16 protein-coding genes are annotated in these 17126 nt (G+C 61.6%); 11 read left to right on the top strand and 5 right to left on the bottom strand.

The window, feature by feature from the left end:
* Positions 1-14 precede the first annotated feature (14 nt).
* The 5 genes from B3H47_RS01000 (at position 15) to B3H47_RS00980 (ending at position 5165) form a co-directional block, all read left to right on the top strand.
* Positions 15-839, top strand: coding sequence for an alpha/beta fold hydrolase (locus tag B3H47_RS01000; RefSeq protein ID WP_286985456.1), 825 nt, complete (start codon positions 15-17; stop codon positions 837-839).
* Positions 836-2512 carry a long-chain fatty acid--CoA ligase gene (locus B3H47_RS00995; RefSeq protein ID WP_286985455.1) on the top strand — a complete coding sequence of 559 codons (1677 nt, stop codon included), beginning with the start codon at positions 836-838 and terminating at the stop codon, positions 2510-2512. Before B3H47_RS01000 ends, B3H47_RS00995 begins: the two co-directional genes overlap by 4 nt.
* 315 nt (positions 2513-2827) lie before the next feature.
* Positions 2828-3727, top strand: a complete 900-nt coding sequence (locus tag B3H47_RS00990; RefSeq protein ID WP_286985454.1) for a DUF6662 family protein — start codon at positions 2828-2830, stop codon at positions 3725-3727.
* Positions 3728-3756: 29 nt separating this feature from the next.
* Positions 3757-4302, top strand: a complete 546-nt coding sequence (locus B3H47_RS00985) for an FMN-binding protein (RefSeq protein ID WP_286985453.1) — start codon at positions 3757-3759, stop codon at positions 4300-4302.
* On the top strand, positions 4299-5165 hold the full coding sequence (locus tag B3H47_RS00980; RefSeq protein ID WP_286985452.1) for an FAD:protein FMN transferase: 867 nt from the start codon (positions 4299-4301) through the stop codon (positions 5163-5165). The genes B3H47_RS00985 and B3H47_RS00980 overlap by 4 nt, the downstream gene beginning before the upstream one ends.
* A 466-nt stretch (positions 5166-5631) precedes the next feature.
* Here the strand turns inward: B3H47_RS00980 and prmC are convergent, their stop codons facing one another.
* The 4 genes from prmC to B3H47_RS00960 are packed head-to-tail and all read right to left on the bottom strand — an operon-like array spanning position 5632 to position 9459.
* Positions 5632-6606, bottom strand: coding sequence for a peptide chain release factor N(5)-glutamine methyltransferase (gene prmC, locus B3H47_RS00975; protein WP_276709808.1), 975 nt, complete (start codon positions 6604-6606; stop codon positions 5632-5634).
* Positions 6603-7601, bottom strand: a complete 999-nt coding sequence (gene nadE, locus B3H47_RS00970; RefSeq protein WP_286985451.1) for an NAD(+) synthase — start codon at positions 7599-7601, stop codon at positions 6603-6605. Before nadE ends, prmC begins: the two co-directional genes overlap by 4 nt.
* A 3-nt stretch (positions 7602-7604) precedes the next feature.
* Complete coding sequence (locus tag B3H47_RS00965) at positions 7605-7856, bottom strand: acyl carrier protein (RefSeq protein ID WP_286985450.1); 252 nt, start codon at positions 7854-7856, stop codon at positions 7605-7607.
* 55 nt (positions 7857-7911) lie between these two features.
* Positions 7912-9459 (bottom strand): class I adenylate-forming enzyme family protein, encoded by a 1548-nt coding sequence (locus tag B3H47_RS00960; RefSeq protein WP_286985449.1) that lies wholly within the window; start codon positions 9457-9459, stop codon positions 7912-7914.
* A 163-nt stretch (positions 9460-9622) separates the two neighbouring features.
* Between B3H47_RS00960 and B3H47_RS00955 the strand changes: the two genes are divergently transcribed.
* The 5 genes from B3H47_RS00955 to ntrC all read left to right on the top strand — a co-directional run bounded on the left by B3H47_RS00955 (position 9623) and on the right by ntrC (position 15345).
* On the top strand, positions 9623-10393 hold the full coding sequence (locus tag B3H47_RS00955) for a competence/damage-inducible protein A (protein WP_286985448.1): 771 nt from the start codon (positions 9623-9625) through the stop codon (positions 10391-10393).
* A 236-nt stretch (positions 10394-10629) separates the two neighbouring features.
* Positions 10630-12045 carry a type I glutamate--ammonia ligase gene (gene glnA / locus B3H47_RS00950; protein WP_013105805.1) on the top strand — a complete coding sequence of 472 codons (1416 nt, stop codon included), beginning with the start codon at positions 10630-10632 and terminating at the stop codon, positions 12043-12045.
* 132 nt (positions 12046-12177) lie between these two features.
* The gene (locus tag B3H47_RS00945; RefSeq protein WP_286985447.1) at positions 12178-12756 is read left to right on the top strand and encodes a hypothetical protein; all 579 of its coding nucleotides are present in this window, start codon (positions 12178-12180) and stop codon (positions 12754-12756) included.
* Positions 12753-13838 carry a nitrogen regulation protein NR(II) gene (glnL, locus tag B3H47_RS00940; RefSeq protein WP_286985446.1) on the top strand — a complete coding sequence of 362 codons (1086 nt, stop codon included), beginning with the start codon at positions 12753-12755 and terminating at the stop codon, positions 13836-13838. The genes B3H47_RS00945 and glnL overlap by 4 nt, the downstream gene beginning before the upstream one ends.
* Positions 13839-13869: 31 nt before the next feature.
* A complete protein-coding gene (gene ntrC, locus B3H47_RS00935; protein ID WP_286985445.1) occupies positions 13870-15345 on the top strand; it encodes a nitrogen regulation protein NR(I) in 1476 nt (491 codons plus the stop codon).
* 6 nt (positions 15346-15351) lie between these two features.
* Here the strand turns inward: ntrC and xth are convergent, their stop codons facing one another.
* Positions 15352-16113 carry an exodeoxyribonuclease III gene (gene xth, locus B3H47_RS00930; RefSeq protein WP_286985444.1) on the bottom strand — a complete coding sequence of 254 codons (762 nt, stop codon included), beginning with the start codon at positions 16111-16113 and terminating at the stop codon, positions 15352-15354.
* 124 nt (positions 16114-16237) lie between these two features.
* Here xth and B3H47_RS00925 point away from each other — a divergent pair, with 124 nt between their 5' ends.
* Positions 16238-17125 carry a metal ABC transporter solute-binding protein, Zn/Mn family gene (locus B3H47_RS00925; protein ID WP_286985443.1) on the top strand — a complete coding sequence of 296 codons (888 nt, stop codon included), beginning with the start codon at positions 16238-16240 and terminating at the stop codon, positions 17123-17125.
* Position 17126: the final 1 nt, after the last annotated feature.

The raw sequence follows: 17126 nt of genomic DNA, 5'->3' as shown, positions 1-17126 counted from the left end.
AACTGGAGATCAAAATGCCATTTGCCAAAGTCAATAACCAGCGCATTCATTACGAGGACAGCGGCGGCAGCGGCCCCGCCCTCGTGTTCTCGCATGGCTTGTTGATGGATGCGACGATGTTCGATCCGCAAGTTGAATATTTTCGCCAGCACTATCGCTGTGTCTGTTGGGATGAACGCGGCCATGGCCAAACCGCAACTGACAGCATCGCCCCGTTCAGCTACTACGACTCGGCCAATGATCTTGCCGCGCTGATGCAGCAGCTGGGGATCAAGCGCGCCGTGTTTGCCGGCATGAGCCAAGGCGGCTACTTGTCCTTGCGCCTGGCGCTCACCCACCCCGAGCTGGTGCGCGGGCTTATTTTGATTGACACCCAGGCGCAACAGGAAGACCCAAGTAAGACGCCGGGCTACAAGCAGATGATCGACATCTGGACCGCACAGGGATTGCCCGACGCCATTGCCGACACCATCGCTGACATCATCCTCGGGGCTGGTGCGCCACAAGCAGCGGCTTGGAAAGCCAAATGGCGCACCTGGACGCCGCACAACCTGCTGGCTTCTTTTCAGGCCCTTGTCAACCGAGACGATATTTCTGCAAAGCTGGCAGACATCCGAATTCCCGCGCTGGTCATTCACGGTGATGCCGATATCGCCATCACGCTGGACCGTGCTGTGGATATGCAGAAACGCCTGGCAGGCTCACGCTTGGACATCATCGCCGGGGCCGGGCATGCCAGCAACCTGACACATGCGGCGTCGGTCAATGCGGCGATTGAGCGGTTCCTGCAGACTTTGCAAGTCGACCCTAACTCGAATCATCCCGGAGACAAGTCATGAACACTCGCCACTTTGATGTCTGGCCCAAGGGATTGCCACATCACCTCACCATTCCAAACACCAACTTGTTTTACAACGCCGAAGTGTCGGCAGCGAGATATCCCGACAAGCCCTATCTGATCTTTTACGACAAGGCCTTGAGCTTCGGCGAGTTCAAGCGTCAGGCCGAGTGGATTGCCGGTTTCCTGCAGCAGGACTGCTGCGTCGTGAAAGGCGACCGCGTGTTGCTCGATATGCAGAACAGTCCGCAATTCGTGCTGGCCTACTACGGAATTCTGCGTGCTGGTGCGGTGGTTGTACCGGTCAATCCGATGAATCTGACGCAGGAACTGGCCCACTATGTTGAGGACAGCGGTTCGACTGTGGCCTTCGTCGGCCAGGAACTATTTGCGCAAATGCGGCCGCTGCTGGGCAAGGGCCTGAGCCAGATCATCGTCGCCGCGTACAGCGACTACATCTCCAGCGCACCGAGCATTACCGTGCCGTCATTTGCTTCGGCGCCACGTGAAAATGTCTCTGAACCAGGAGTGACGCTTTGGGCCGACATGCTGGAGCGACAGCGCGTTCCAGCGCCGCTCAACACCAGCCCGGATGACCTCTGCGTCATGCCCTACACATCCGGCACGACGGGCAAACCCAAGGGCTGCATGCATACCCATCGCAGTGTGATGAGCACGGTGGCCGGTGGTGTGGATTGGTTGCGCATGCCCAAAGACTCGGTGGGGCTTGCAGTGCTGCCCTTCTTTCACGTCACCGGCATGCAGGGCGGCATGAATGGCTCGCTCTACAACGGCAACACCCTGGTGCTGCTGCCGCGCTGGGACCGCGAGGCAGCGGTCGAATGCGTGCAGCGCTACAAGGTGGGTACCTGGCAGGCGATTGCGGCCATGGTGGTCGATTTTCTGATGAACCCGCGCATTGCCGAGTACGACCTTTCCAGCGTGTGGAATATGAGCGGCGGTGGCGCAGCCATGCCTGAAGCAGTGGCGCAGAAGTTGCAGGACCTGTGCGGCATTACGTATATCGAAGGCTATGGCATGACCGAAACCATGGCGCCGACCCATGTGAATCCGCTGCATCGACCAAAGAAGCAATGCCTTGGCATCCCGATTTTCGACGTGGACGCCCGCATCATCGACCCTCAAACCCTGCAGGAACTTCCGCAGGGCGAGATCGGCGAAATCATCGTGCATGGGCCGCAGGTGATGCGGGGCTACTGGAAGCAAGACAGGGCGACCGAAGATGCGTTCATGACAATCGACGGCAAACGCTTCCTGCGCACCGGCGACCTCGGGCGGGTGGACGAAGAGGGCTATTTCTTCATGGTCGACAGACTCAAGCGCATGATCAATGCGTCGGGCTTCAAAGTGTGGCCGGCTGAGGTCGAGATGCTGATGTACCAGCACCCGGATATTGCCGAGGCCTGTGTGGTGGCAGCGAAAGATGCCCACCGCGGCGAGACGGTGAAGGCTTATGTCGTGTTGAAGCCCGAGGCGCGCGGCCGCGTGAGCGAACAAAACATTGTCGATTGGTCGCACGCGCACATGGCCGCCTACAAAAGCCCGCGCATTGTCGAGTTCGTCGACACGCTGCCCAAGTCGGGGACTGGCAAAGTACAGTGGCGCGCCTTGCAGGAGCGCGAAGCGGCGCTGCAAGATCAGGCACTGTCCTGAAACTCCCCTGATTGCCGTTTAAGAAGCCGCATTAGACGTTGCTAATACTGCTTGGGTACGCCTTTACCGAAAAAGCACCGGACGCCAGAAATACACGCCAGGAGAAGACCTGGATGACGGCAAGTTAGGCGCAATGGATTCCGGCTCCGCATCCCACCGCTGCGTGGGAAGACAGCCCGACAAAGCTACCTTTTCCCGCGATTTTGCCAATCTGCCTCGGAACAGGCTGCTCATTTTTCTGAAACATACCGACACACTTGACACATAAAGAAATAAAAACAAGAATGCGAACAGTTATCAATAACGGAGCATGTCTTGAAAGCAATCAAACCCATCTATCGGTCTGTGATCGTCGGATTGATGTTCGCAGCAACGTCGGGCGCCGCTTCGGCCGACGAGAATCTTCTGGGCTACACCGCAGGGGCGGAAACGCTGCCTGCAGGAACTTCAGAGGCCTATTTCTGGATCACGGATCACAGCGGCAAACGGCGCGGTAGCTATTCGGCACAGTATCTGCGCGCCGAATACGAATATGGCATCACCAACAGCCTGAGCGGTGCGATCTACCTCAACGGCTATCGTCACAGCTACAACTGCGGCACGATAGGCTGCGCCGGGCCGGTAGCGGACGGAGAAATCACCGGCAGTCTCCACCGGACGCAGTTCAGCGGGTTCTCGCTGGAACTGAAAAAAATGCTGCTCTCTCCCTATAAGGATGATTTGGGCGTTGCGCTGTATGGCGAAGTGACCTACGACAGTGTTGACCCGATTACCGGCGAAAAAGGGCAGGGCTATGAGGTGGAGACCAAGCTCATTTTGCAGCGGCCCTATCTCGACGGCCAGTTGCAGTGGATCACCAATCTGGAGCTGGAAGCCGAGTCGTGGCGGCCCAGCGCTGGTGGCGGCACGGAGTATGCGGTGGCCCCACGGCTGCGAACGGGTCTGTCGTATCGCTTTGCACCGAACTGGTTCATTGGCGCCGAAGGCTGGGTCGATGCCGAGATTCTCAAACCCGCGAATCAGTCCTGGGAATTCGATCACTGGGATTTCTTCGCTGGCCCGTCCATTCATTACGGCGGCAAGGCCTGGTGGGCCACGCTGACCTGGGCCCAGCAGATCGCCGGCTCCAACGAGTCGGACAACAACGCCAAGGGTCTGCATCTTGCCGATCATGAGCGGCGTGAAATCCGGCTCAAGGTTGGCTACAACTTCTGAGGCCTGAATCATTTTTGAAAGGAACAGGCATGCAAGGATGGCACCCGTATGTATTGATGCCTCTGGCCGCATTGGTTGCTGCGCCGGTTGGCGCCACCGAATATCTGACGGTTGAGCAGGCACAGAAATCGCTCTTCCCCGAGGCCGATCGATTCATTGCGGCGCCGGTGCAATTGAGTGCGGCGCAAAAATCCGCGATCGAGGCGCGCTCCGGCTTGAAGCAGCGCTGGGACAAGCAGGAGGTCTGGCGAGCAGAGCGAGCGGGCAAGTTGCTCGGCTGGTTCATCGTCGATGATGTGGTGGGCAAGCATGAATTCATTCACTACGCGGCCGCGCTCTTGCCACAGGGGCGTGTGCGCGGGATCGAGGTCATGATCTACCGCGAGACCCACGGCGATCAGATCCGCCAGTCCAGTTGGCGAAAGACGCTGGAAGGCAAAACGCTGGCCGACCCGTTCCAGCTCGACAAGGACGTGCCCAATATCAGCGGTGCCACGCTGTCTTGCCGCAATGTGATGAACGGAGTCAAACGCCTTCTGGTGTTGCAACAAGTTGCGTTGCAGGCGGGCACATGAAAGACGAATCCATCACCGTGCGCAGGCTTCGGCCCTTGCTAGGAACCTGGGTGGAGATTCAGGCCACTGGGCGACCGGCTCGGGTCGAGCGGGCCGTGAAAAGCGCTTTTTTGCATATCGCCCGGGTGCAGCAACGCATGAGTTTTCATGCGCCGGGCAGCGTGCTGAGCCGCATCAATCTACATGCGCACCATACGCCCCAGCCCGTCGATGCCTGGACCTGGGATGTGCTGCGCAAGGCGCGTGCCTTGTGGCTGGCCAGCGAAGGCTACTTCGACATCACCTTGGGCGCGCGCCTGGTCGAGCGTGGTGTACTACCCGATCATGGCTTTGCCACGCTTGAAGCAGCCATCGGCAGCGATGCGCTGGTGATGTGGCCCGGACGGCGCGTGGGGTTGCGTCGCCCCGTACTGCTGACGCTCGATGGCATCGCCAAAGGCTATGCGGTGGATCTCGCCATCCAGAGTTTGCAGCGCGCAGGCATTGAGCAGGCCGTGGTGAACGCCGGCGGTGATTTGCGGGCTTTTGGCGCCCACGCCGTGCCCTTGGGTATACGCCAGGCCAGCGGCGCCGTGTACTGGGCAGGGTCGCTGCGCAACGCGGCTGTGGCCAGTTCGATGGTGGGGCATGCGCCATCAGCGAAGCAGAACTTTCCCGGCTGTGTCATGCACCCCGGTGATGGCAACTGGGACGCGGCGGCGCCTCGGGTCTGGACGGTGCAAGCCGAGACTTGCTGGCGGGCCGACGCGCTGACCAAAGTGGCGGCGCTCTCGGCTCCGGCGCGGCGGCAAGCATTGGTCGCGCGCTTGGGAGGCCGGATTCTTCAGCCTGAAAGGGTTTCAGTACAGGATGCAGCCGCTTGAAAACTTATCCGCGTCATTTCGTATCGGTCTTGTATGTGACCTTGTTCGCACTGTTGACGACGGGCTTGTTGCTGACGCCCGGCGCGCTGCAAATGCGCCTGGATTGGGACATGCCCTGGTCTTTGCCCAGCGGTTTGCGTACCTGGGTGGCTGCGGGCCATGCGCTGAGTTTTCTTTCGATACTCGGCCTCGTCGGGGCGGTGTGGGCCGTCCATATTCGAGCCGGATGGGTCAGGCGGGAGAATGTGCGCAGCGGTCTGCTTCTGCTGGCGGCCTTTGGCTTGCTTAGCCTTAGCGGGCTGGGCCTGTATTACGCCGGAGGTGAAAACCTTCCTGCTTGGAGCGCGGTGGCTCACTTGCTGGCCGGCGTCCTGCTGCCCTTGTTGTTCGTAGCGCACCTGTTGGGCGCCCGCGCAGCGTCGCGTCGAGCATGGCCGCGACACCGCAAAATGTTTCAGCCGACGGCTCAATCGACCGTTGAGCCCGCCGCTCGCGCCAGCACGGCGCGCACTGCGCCCTGCGCATCGCAAACGGTTTCGACCCGGTCGTAAGCCGGATGCTTTTCCAGCAGTTGCATCATCGCCGGGCCTTGGCCGAGGCCGACTTCCATGCCCAGCCAGCCGCCGGGGCGCAGCAGAGGAGGGGCTTCGCGGATCAGCCGCATGAGAATGCGCACGCCGAACGGCCCGCCGTCGAAGGCGAGATGGGGTTCATGTCCGACGATTTCGTGCGGCATGGTGTCCATCTTGGCGGTGGAAATGTAGGGCGGCAACGAGACCACCAGGTCCACCTTGCCCTGAAATTCGGCGCCGAACGGGGCGAGCAGATCGCCGGTATGCAGGCTGACGCGCTGGCCCAGATCGAGATTTTGGGTGTTGGCGCGGGCCAGGTCGATGGCGGTTTGGGAAATGTCGGCGCCATGCACCTGCGCCTGGGGTACGGCGTGCGCAAGCGCCAGGGCGAGATTGCCCGAGCCGCAACACACGTCGATCACGATAGGGGGCGTTGCCGCGGCCTCGGCCATCGAACGCAGTTTTTGCGCTGCGATCTGGCCGAGCAGTTCGCTTTCGGCGCGCGGAATGAGGGCTTCGGGCGAGGCCCGCAGTTCGAGCCCCATGAAGCGCTGCCATCCGGTGAGATAGGCGATGGGCTCCCCGGCCACACGGCGCTCGATCAGCCCGTCGAGCGCTTCGAGCTGCGCGGCGCTCAGCGCGACCAGGGGCGTTTCTGCCGCAGCGTGCAAAGACATCGGGTGTCCGGCGGCCAGCAGCCAGAGGGCACGCAGGGCGGAGGCGGGCGTCTCTTCCGGCTTGTCGGGCAGGATGTCGAGGGCCTGAGTGAGCCGAGCCAGGCGCTGTTCGAACACGGCCTGCGCGTCCGGCCCAAGGGCTTGCAGATCGGGGGCGGTGTGTGCGGGCGGTGATGCGGCGTCGAGGTTCAAGAAACGATCTCCTGAGAAGGATGAAAAACGGGCTCGATCAGCGCGGGCCGGGCGTGCAGGTAGCGGGTGGTGCGCCGTTTGGCGTCGATGTCGCTGAGCACGGCAGCGGCTCGGGCCTCTGGAATGGCCAGTGTCTCGGCCAGTTCCGCGGCGCTGTAGCCGTGATTGCGGGCCCAGAGGGCCAGATCCATTTGATGCCAGGGCAGGGCGAAATAAAACTCGTCCTGGCCCTGCGGCAGGCTGTAGGTGTCGGTGGTCGGGGCGGCGTTGCACACGGCATCGGGCAAGCCGAGATGCCGCGCCAGGGCGTAGACTTGGGTTTTGTAGAGGTGGGCGATGGGTTTGAGATCGGCGGAGCCATCGCCGTTTTTCACAAAAAAGCCCTGGTCGTATTCGAGCCGGTTGGGGGTGCCGATGACCGCATAGTTCAGGCGGTCGGCGTGGAAATATTCGAGGGTTTTGCGCAGTCGCTGCTTGTGGTTGGTGGCGGCGACGATCTGCAGATATTCGCGCAGCGGCAACCGTGCCTCATGCATTTGCCCGTCAGGCGCCTGGGCGATGATCTTGAAATGGTTGATGCCACCAGCCAGCCCGCCGGAGATGGCGAGCTTGATTTTCCATTGCGCGTTGTAGCCAGGCAGCACCGCGCGCACGGCCTCGTCGCGCCAGCGATAGCAGCCGATGGCCTCCAGCGCGGGGGCGATGTTTTCCACCGTGGATTCGATGCCGAGCTGCTGTGCGACCTGCCCGCCCAGAGTCGCGCTGTTGTCCGACGAATCGCGCTCGGGCATGAGCAGGCCGAACACCCGCTGCGGCCCGAGGGCGCGCACCGCCAGGGCCGCGCACACCGAGCTGTCGACACCGCCGGACAGGCCCAGCACCACGCCGCGCTTGTTGAAGCCGCGTAGGGTTTGAAGGAAAAAGTCGGCAATACGGACGGTTTCAGCCTCGCAGTCGATGGCGAGCACATCGGTAGTCAGCGCAGGGCGGGCCATTTTTTAGGCCGCCTGCTTGCGTTGCACATAGGCAGTGATGGCGGCCACGCTGTCGAGGTTGTCGGGCACCATTTCGATGTCGGCCACCTGAATGCCCCAGTTCTCTTCGAGGAAGAGGATGAGTTCGAGCACGCCGGTGGAGTCGAGAATGTGCAGATCGAGCAGCGAGTCGGAGTCGCTATAGCTGGTGTCGCGCGCGCCGAGCAGAAAGTTGCTGTCGATGTAGTCGCGAATTTTTTTCTGAATGTCAGACATGGGAATGAAGCCTCGGTGAGAGCAAAAATGAGGTAGGACAGCAGAAGGGGTGGGCTCAGCGCAAGCCGGTTTTTTTGATTTTTCCCGTGTCGGTGCGGGGCAGTGCATCGACAAATTCAACGTATTTCGGCGCCATGAAGTTTTCGATGTGCGCCAGGCAATGCTTGATCACATCGCGCTCGGTGAGCGTGTAGCCCGGCTTGCACACCACAAAGGCTTTGACCGCCTGGCCGAGCAGGGCGTCGTCCACGCCGATAACGGCGGCCTCAAACACGCCATCGAGTGAATGCAGCACGTTTTCAACTTCACGCGGACTGACTTTTTCGCCCCGGCTTTTGATAATGTCGTCTCGCCGCGCCACGAAATACAGCCAGCCTTCTTCGTCGGTGCGAAACAGGTCGCCCGAATACAGCACCATTTCGCCGGGAATCGGCCCTGGACGCAGACGCTGCGCGGTTTGGTCGGGCTTGCGCCAGTATCCGCGCATCACATGGCTGCCGCGGATGACCAGCTCGCCGGTGCTGCCGTTGGGCAGGCGACGGCCTTCGTCGTCCGCCAGCCAGACTTCTTCATTGGGCATGCCGCGCCCGACGCTGCCGGGGCGCACATCGAGCTGTTCCGGCGGCAGGTAGGTCACCCGCTTGCACTCGGTCAGCCCGTACATGGAAAACAGCGTGGCCTGCGGAAACAGCGCGCGAATCTGCGCGATCTGGGTCTGCGGCAAGGCCGCCGCGGTGTTGGTGATCAACCGCAGTGCCGAGAGGTCGAACTCATGCAGCGCCTTGAGGTTGGTCAGCAGGGTGAACATGGTGGGCACGCCGGGAAACACCGTCACCCGCTCCTGCGCCATATTGGCCAGCACCTTGACCGGAAAGGTGAACGAGCGCTCCAGCAGCACGGTGGCGCCCAGGCTGAAGGCCATGAGAACCTGATACAGCCCATAGTCGAAGGCCAGAGGCAGGGCGCAGACGATGATGTCGTCCTGCCGCAGCCCGAGGTAGCCGCGCACCGAGCGCAGCGCGGTGAGCATGTTGAGATGCGTGAGCATCACCCCTTTGGCATCGCCGGTGGATCCCGAGGTGTAGATGATGGCGGCCAGATCCTGATCGATCAGATCGGGTTGCGTAGGCGAGCAGGCCGCGCCGGGCAGGGCGGCAGGAAAGGCGCATTCGCGTGGATCGGGCGTGCCGACGTCCGGCTTGCCCTGCGCGTACGCCGTGAGCATGTAGCAATGACGCACGCTGGGGTTCAGCGCCAGGGCCGCGCGGCTGGTTTCGGCCAGTTCCTGCTGGGTGAACAGGGCGCAGGCTTCGGAATCGTTGAGGATATAAGCCAGCTTGTCGGTCTTGGTGAGGGTGTTGACCGGCATGAACACCGCACCGATCTTGAGCACGGCGTACATGGCCGCGATCATTTCCACGCAGTTGTCGAGAAACAGCGCCACCCGCTCACCGCGCTGCACCCCATGAGCTCGCAGTGCCGCGGCGATGCCCTCTACCCGGTCGGCTAATTCGCCGTAGCGGGTCGTCACGCCTTCGCGCACGATGGCGCGATGTTCGGAAAACTCGGCGGCGGTGGTCTCGAAAGTGTGGTGAAGCAGCATGAGCGTCCATTAAAACGAGGTAACTCAGCATAAAGGCGGAGTGTGCTGAAGCGTCACCCCGCAATCGCACGGAAAGCGCCAGAGTGTGATTTTTTTGGGGGGCTTGGTGGCGCGAAAGCGACGGCGTCCCGCTATGCTCGGATTTTCAATTCAGAGCACAAGCATGGGACTGGGGCTTTACATCATCGGCGACGAAATCCTGTCGGGAAAGCGGCAGGACAAACATTTCCCTCAGATCCTGGCTCTGCTCAAGGCGCGAGAGATGCGGCTGGATTGGGTGAGCTATCTGGGCGACGATCCCGCCCGGCTGACCGAGGCATTTGCCGCCAGTTTCCGGCGCGGCGATGTGGCGCTGAGCTGTGGCGGCATCGGCGCCACGCCAGACGATCACACCCGGCAGAGCGCCGCAGCCGCGCTGGGCCTGCCGCTGGAGTTACACCCCGAGGCCAAGGCGCTGATTCAGCAGCGGGTCATCGAAGCCGGGCTGGGCGATGTGGACAGCCCCGCCAACCAGCAGCGTTTGAACATGGGCATGTTTCCGCAGGGCAGCGCCATCATTCCCAACCCTTACAACCGCATTCCGGGCTTTTCCATCCGGAAGCACTACTTCGTCCCGGGCTTTCCGGTCATGGCGTGGCCGATGCTCGAATGGGCGCTGGATGGTCCGCTGGCGCATCTGCACGGCCAGGGTCATCAGGTTGAACGGGCCGTGATCGTGCGCCACGCAATGGAGTCCGACCTCACGCCCTTGATGGAAGACATCGAGCAGCGGTTTGCGGGCGTCAAGGTTTTCAGCCTCCCCAGCGTGGATCACCCGGTTTGGGGGCGGCACATTGAACTCGGCGTGAAGGGCGACTCGGCGGCCGTAAGTGAGGCTTTCGACTATTTGCGAGCCCACCTCCCGGAAGGCAGTTGGGAAGATGCACCAAAATGAGCTGAATCGCACCGAAAAAGTGCATGAGAGTTTTCGGCACGTTTTTGGTGCGTTTTTCGCCGTCTGCAAACCCCGTCTTTTCTCCTGGTGGGAGGAGCTGGGTTTCAAACGATCTGGGCACGCTTTCTGCTAGATTCCCTGCACTGCGCGGAGCATTGCAGCAAACGATGTCAAGTGGCGTCTTCAGCACGGCCGATGACCACCCCCAACGCATTTCAACCTGACAGGAGATTTTCATGAGCAAAACAGTCGCCGACGTGATGGGCCTGGTGAAAGAGCACGATGTCAAATTCGTGGATTTCCGTTTCACCGACACCCGCGGCAAAGAGCAGCACGTCACGGTGCCTGTCTCGCATTTCGATGAAGGCAAGTTCTCCGATGGTCACGCCTTCGACGGCTCGTCCATCGCTGGCTGGAAGGGCATCGAAGCCTCGGACATGCTGCTCATGCCCGACCCGAACACCGCCAATATCGACCCGTTCTACGAAGAAACCACGCTGCTGCTGAGCTGCGATGTGCTCGAACCCGGTGACGGCAAACCCTACGACCGCGATCCGCGCTCCATCGCCAAGAAGGCTGAGGCTTATCTGAAAGCATCGGGTATCGGCGATACCGCCTATTTCGGTCCGGAACCCGAGTTTTTCATTTTCGACCAGGTCCGCTGGAATGTGGACATGTCGGGCTGCTTCGTCAAGATCGACTCCAACGAAGCCGCCTGGGCCACCGGCGACAAGATGGAAGGCGGCAATATGGGCCACCGCCCGTCGGTGAAGGGCGGCTATTTCCCGGTGCCCCCGGTTGACAGTCTGCAGGACATCCGCTCGGAAATGTGCCTGCTGCTTGAACAAATGGGCGTGCCGGTCGAAGTGCATCACCACGAAGTGGCCAACGCTGGCCAGTGCGAAATCGGCACCAAATTCTCCACTCTGGTGGAGCGTGCCGACTGGACGCAGATCATGAAGTATGTGATCCAAAACGTCGCCCACGCCTACGGCAAGACCGCGACCTTCATGCCCAAGCCCATCGTCGGCGACAACGGCTCGGGTATGCATGTGCACCAGTCCATCTGGAAAGACGGCAAGAACCTGTTCGCGGGCAATGGCTACGCCGGTCTGAGCGACTTTGCGCTGTATTACATCGGCGGCATCATCAAACATGCCCGCGCGCTCAACGCCATCACCAATCCTGGCACCAATTCCTACAAGCGTCTGGTGCCCGGCTTCGAGGCCCCGGTGATGCTGGCTTACTCGGCGCGCAACCGTTCGGCTTCGATCCGCGTGCCGTTCGTGCAGAGCGACAAGGCCCGCCGCATCGAAGTGCGTTTCCCCGATCCGACGGCCAACCCTTATCTGGCCTTCTCTGCCATGATGATGGCCGGTCTGGACGGCGTGGAAAACAAGATCCACCCGGGCGAAGCCGCGAGCAAGAACCTCTACGACCTGCCGCCGGAAGAAGAGGCCAAGATCCCGACCGTGTGCTCCAGCCTCGACCAGGCACTGGACTATCTGGACAAGGATCGCGCCTTCCTGACCAAGGGCGGCGTGTTCAGCGACGACTTCATCAGCGCCTACATCGAGCTGAAGATGGAAGAGGTCACCCGCTTCCGCATGACCACGCACCCGGTCGAGTTCGATATGTACTACTCGCTGTAAGGTGGGAGGGTTTTCAAATGCGGCCTTCGGGCCGCTTTTTTTTGGCAATTCCGCCACGTCCTGTCGGCCGGGTGTGCGGCACGCGCGTTGCCAGACTTACACTGACCGTTGATTTTTTGAATGCGCGCCACCATGACCTTGTTTGCCCAATTGACTGCCCGATTGACTGCCCGATCAAGCGTTCGTTACGCCGCGTTTGCTTTGTTCGCGTCCCTGGCGAGCGCCTCTGCCGCTGTGGCGCAGACCGACCCGCAGCGCGTTTACCGCTGCCCGGACAACTCCTACACCAACGATCTTTCCGAGGTGAAGGCGAAGAACTGCAAGCTGATCGACAACGCCAATGTGAGCATCCTCTCCAGTCCGGGCATGACGCCCAAGGTCATCGGATCGGGCAGCAAACCCAGCGCGCAAAATGCAGAGCCGAGCGGCAACCAGGCCGCGCGGGTCGCGCCCTCCACGCAAAAAGAGCGCGATCTCGAGGCGCGGCGCATTCTGGAGCAGGAATTGCAGCAACAGCAGGCGCGGCTCGAGCAGCAACTCAAGGCCTACAACAATGGCCAGCCCGATTACCTGCCCAGCGAACGGCTGGTGGGCGGCGGGGTCAAGGGCGGCGAATACGCCCAGCGCGTGGCGCAGATGAAAGACCAGATCGCCATGACGCAGGCCAATATTGCCGCCTTGCAGCGCGAGTTGCAAAAGTATCCGCAATGAACGCCGCAGCGGTCGGCCAGCCGGGCGCGACCGAGTATCCCGGCCTGGAGTGGCTGGCCTCGATGGCCGCTCTGGTGGATGCCGAAGGCGCGATTGAATACGCCAATCCGGCGCTGGAAAATGGGCTGGGCGTCTCTCGCCGTCTTTTGAGCGGGCAAAACCTGAGCCACTGGATGGATTGCCCCGCACTCTGGCAGGAGTCTTTGCTCCAGGTGCGCAGCAACGAATTCAGCAGCAAGCGCTTCGACTGCATGATGCGGCTGCGCGATTTGCGCGAGGCGGTGCAAGTGCAGCTGATCGTGGCGCGCACCGATCATCCTCAGGGCCTGCTGCTCGCCGAGGTGGTGGAGATCAGCCAGCAGTCTCGGCTGGAGCGCGAGGAGCAGTGGCACAACCAGGCGCAGGCCAACAAAGAGCTGATCCGCAATCTGGCGCACGAGATCAAAAACCCGCTGGGCGGCCTACGCGGTGCAGCGCAGTTGCTGCACGCCGAGTTGCCGTCTGCCGAATTGCAGGAGTACACCCAGGTCATCATCGCCGAGGCCGACCGGCTGCAAACCCTGGTGGACCGCCTGCTGGCGCCGCATCGCAAGCCGCATGTGGTGGGCGATGTGAACATCCACGAAGTGTGTGAGCATGTGCGCACCCTGCTGCAGGCCGAGTTTCCGCAAGGGCTGACCATCGAGCAGGACTACGACGCCAGCCTGCCCGAATTCCGCGGCGACAAGGAACAGCTCATCCAGGCGGTGCTCAACATCGCCCACAACGCGGCGCAGGCCTTGCAACAGCGCATCGTGCAGGGCGATGCGAGCATCGTGTTCCGCACCCGCGTGGCGCGGCAGATGACGCTGGCCCGTCAGCGCTATAAGCTGGCACTGGTCTTGCATATCGTGGACAACGGCCCCGGGGTGCCAGCGGAACTGAAGGATCGCATTTTTTTTCCGCTGATCTCGGGCCGAGAAGGAGGGAGTGGACTGGGGCTCACCCTGGCCCAGACCTTCGTCCAGCAACATCAGGGAACCATCGAATGCGACAGCCAGCCCGGCCACACAGAATTCCGCATTACCCTTCCGCTGCCTTGAAGGCAGGGCTTTCGTCGCAAGGGAGCGCGCGATGAAACCGATCTGGCTGGTTGACGACGACGCCTCGATCCGCTTCGTGCTGGAAAAGGCGCTGCAGAAGTCGGGCATGGAAGTGCGCAGTTTTTCCAATCCGCGCGACGTGCTCAGCGCCTTTGCCGAAGGCTGCCCGCAAGTGCTCATCAGCGACATCCGCATGCCGGGCGGCAACGGTATCGACTTGCTGCAACAAATCCGCCAATCGCATCCAGGCCTGCCCGTCATCATCATGACGGCCTACTCCGATCTCGATAGCGCGGTGGCCTCGCTGCAGGGCGGCGCGTTCGACTATCTGAGCAAGCCCTTCGATGTGGACAAAGCGGTCGAACTGATCCAGCGGGCCGTCGATGAAAGCCTGCGCGAAGAGCAGGCCGATGAAGCACACAACGAAGCCCCCGAGCTGCTCGGTCAGGCCCCGGCCATGCAGGATGTGTTCCGCGCCATTGGTCGGCTTGCGCATTCGCAGGTCACCGTGCTGATCACGGGAGAGTCGGGTTCGGGCAAGGAGCTCGTCGCCCGCGCTCTGCACAAGCACAGCCCGCGCTCGGGCGGGCCGTTTGTCGCCATCAACACCGCGGCCATTCCGAAGGATCTGCTGGAAAGCGAGCTGTTCGGTCACGAGCGCGGCGCCTTCACCGGCGCGCAGACCCTGCGGCGCGGTCGCTTCGAGCAGGCAGAAGGCGGCACCTTGTTCCTCGACGAAATCGGCGACATGCCGCTTGAACTGCAGACCCGTCTGCTGCGCGTGCTATCCGATGGGCACTATTACCGCGTGGGCGGACACAGCGCGATCAAGTCGCATGTGCGGGTCATTGCCGCCACGCACCAGAACCTCGAACAACGTGTGGCCCAAGGCCAGTTCCGCGAGGATCTGTTTCACCGCCTCAACGTCATTCGCCTGCGCCTTCCGGCCCTGCGCGAGCGCAGCGAAGACATTGCTCCGCTCACTAAACATTTCCTGCAGCGCAGCGCGCAGGAGCTCGGCGTCGAGGCCAAGCGCATCTCCGCCGAGGCCCTGCGCGTGCTGCAGCAGTTCCCCTTTCCCGGCAATGTGCGGCAGTTGGAGAACCTGTGTCAGTGGCTGACCGTCATGGCGCCGGCGCAGACCATTCAGGTCAAAGACCTGCCAGACGATGTAAAAACGGAAGTTCGCTCTGAGCAAGCGCCGATGCCTGCTGTGGCGGCAGCAGCGTCGGCCGATATCCCTTTTATTGCGGCTTCAAACCCCGATTCAACGGCGATTCAGCCTTCGAACGAGGACTGGGAGCACCGCGTCGAACAGGTGGCCCAGGGCTTGATCCGCAGGGGCGAGCCTGATGTCATGCACCATCTGACCCAGCGATTCGAACGCGCGGTGATCGCCGCCGCGCTGGCGCAAACCCACGGTCGGCGCATCGAAGCGGCGCAAAAACTCGGCATCGGTCGCAACACCATCACCCGAAAAATTCAGGAACTGGGGATGGAAGAATGAGCTGGGTCACACGACGGCAATCACCGGCGCGTGATCGCTGGGGCGCTCGTTCTTGCGCGGTGCCTTGTCGATGACGCAGCTCTGCAGCGAACCGCGCAAGCCCTCGCTCACCAGAATGTGGTCGATGCGCAGGCCCTGATTTTTGCGGAAGGCCAGATTGCGGTAATCCCACCAGCTCCAGCTCTTGGGAGGCTGGTCAAAGGCGCGGAAGGCGTCGATCAGTCCGAGCCCGAGCAGCGCCTTGAAATGCGCGCGCTCTTCGGGCGTGCAGTGAATCTGCCCGGCCCAGGCGACCGGATCGAACACATCACGATCTTCCGGTGCAATGTTGAAGTCGCCCATCAGCGCCACTTTCGCATAACGCTGCAGTTCCGCAGCGACCCATGCCTGCAGCGCGTCGAGCCAGCGCATTTTGTAGGCGAACTTGTCGCTATCCGGCGCTTGCCCATTGGGAAAATAGGCGTCGATCACCCGCAGATCGCCAAACGTCGCGGCAATGACGCGCGCCTGCGCATCCTCGAAGCCGGGAATGCCGCGCTGCACCTCCTTCGCCTCGTGGCGACTGAGTAGTGCTACGCCGTTGTAGGTCGGCTGCCCTAGGCACACGCTGTGATAACCCGCATCCAGCAGCTCGGCATGCGGAAACCGATCGTCGGTCAGCTTGGTTTCCTGCAGCGCCAGCACGTCGGGCGACTGGGCCTGCAGCCAGTCGAGCACCTGCGGCAGGCGCACGGAGAGGGAGTTCACATTCCAGGTGGCAATTTTCATGGTCGTCGCTTTTTCAAACGTCCTATTCTGCCTGCGACGCACCAGCGGGAAACTTGCATCTGGATACATTCGCTTTATTTGAGATGTTATAAAGTAACTCCTGTTTTGTCCTCAGAGATTTCTCATGACAGCCCGATCCTTCCTGCTTTACCTCGCTCTTTTGTCGCCGCTCTCGCTGCTGTTCGCCAGCGGGGCGCAGGCGGCGCCGATTTCCATCGTGGCGGCAGAAAGTACCTATGGCGTCATTGCGCAGGCCATCGGCGGCGATGAGGTGAAGGTGGACAGCATCATCAGCAATCCGAACGTCGATCCGCACAGCTTCGAGGCGACGCCAGCCGTGGCGCGCAAGGTGGCGAAGGCGCAGATCGTCATCCTCAACGGCATCGGCTACGACGAGTGGATGAGCAAAATGCTGGCCGCCAATCCCGCCCCGCAGCGGCAGGTGATCGTGGCCGCCGAACTCGACCCCGCGCTGATCATGGCCGATCGCAATCCGCATGTGTTCTACGATCCGCTGATTGCGCTCAAGGTGGCGGAAAAACTCACGCAACTGCTGCAGCGAGCCGATCCGGCGCATCGCCAAGTTTTTGCCGCGAATCTGCAGGGTTTCAAGGCGCAGCTGAGTCGGCTGAACGAGGCGCAGGCCGCGCTGAAAAAGCAATATCCGCAGCTCAAAGTCACGGCCACCGAGCCGGTTGTCGGCTATCTGCTGCGGCAACTGGGCTGGACCAGTCTGGGCGAGAAATTTCAATTCGACGTGATGAACGACACCGAGCCCTCTCCCGCCGAAGTGGCGCGCTACGAAGACCATCTGCGTCAGCACAAAGTGGCGCTGCTGTTCTACAACCGCCAGGTGACCGATCCGCTGACGGATCGCCTGCGCAGGGTCGCGCTGGATTCCGGGGTGCCCGTGGTGGGGGTGGATGAATTCGTGCCGCCCAAGACTGGCTATGTGCAGTGGCAACTGCAAACCCTCGCCGCGATCGAGCGGGCGCTGGGCAAATCGCACTGAC

Source organism: Thiomonas sp. UBA7699 (assembly GCF_002482605.1).
Classification (GTDB): domain Bacteria; phylum Pseudomonadota; class Gammaproteobacteria; order Burkholderiales; family Burkholderiaceae_C; genus Thiomonas; species Thiomonas arsenitoxydans.
The sequence above is the reverse complement of the archived record's forward strand: the minus strand, read 5'-3'. Positions and strand labels throughout refer to the sequence as shown.

Excerpts from the sequence above, each read along its gene's own strand:
- B3H47_RS01000 (WP_286985456.1), top strand. The coding sequence starts at position 15 with ATGCCATTTGCCAAAGTCAATAACCAGCGCATTCATTACGAGGACAGC.
- B3H47_RS00995 (WP_286985455.1), top strand. The coding sequence starts at position 836 with ATGAACACTCGCCACTTTGATGTCTGGCCCAAGGGATTGCCACATCAC.
- B3H47_RS00985 (WP_286985453.1), top strand. The coding sequence starts at position 3,757 with ATGCAAGGATGGCACCCGTATGTATTGATGCCTCTGGCCGCATTGGTT.
- B3H47_RS00980 (WP_286985452.1), top strand. The coding sequence starts at position 4,299 with ATGAAAGACGAATCCATCACCGTGCGCAGGCTTCGGCCCTTGCTAGGA.
- nadE (WP_286985451.1), bottom strand. The coding sequence starts at position 7,601 with ATGGCCCGCCCTGCGCTGACTACCGATGTGCTCGCCATCGACTGCGAG.
- B3H47_RS00965 (WP_286985450.1), bottom strand. The coding sequence starts at position 7,856 with ATGTCTGACATTCAGAAAAAAATTCGCGACTACATCGACAGCAACTTT.
- B3H47_RS00960 (WP_286985449.1), bottom strand. The coding sequence starts at position 9,459 with ATGCTGCTTCACCACACTTTCGAGACCACCGCCGCCGAGTTTTCCGAA.
- B3H47_RS00955 (WP_286985448.1), top strand. The coding sequence starts at position 9,623 with ATGGGACTGGGGCTTTACATCATCGGCGACGAAATCCTGTCGGGAAAG.
- glnA (WP_013105805.1), top strand. The coding sequence starts at position 10,630 with ATGAGCAAAACAGTCGCCGACGTGATGGGCCTGGTGAAAGAGCACGAT.
- B3H47_RS00945 (WP_286985447.1), top strand. The coding sequence starts at position 12,178 with ATGACCTTGTTTGCCCAATTGACTGCCCGATTGACTGCCCGATCAAGC.
- glnL (WP_286985446.1), top strand. The coding sequence starts at position 12,753 with ATGAACGCCGCAGCGGTCGGCCAGCCGGGCGCGACCGAGTATCCCGGC.
- ntrC (WP_286985445.1), top strand. The coding sequence starts at position 13,870 with ATGAAACCGATCTGGCTGGTTGACGACGACGCCTCGATCCGCTTCGTG.
- xth (WP_286985444.1), bottom strand. The coding sequence starts at position 16,113 with ATGAAAATTGCCACCTGGAATGTGAACTCCCTCTCCGTGCGCCTGCCG.
- B3H47_RS00925 (WP_286985443.1), top strand. The coding sequence starts at position 16,238 with ATGACAGCCCGATCCTTCCTGCTTTACCTCGCTCTTTTGTCGCCGCTC.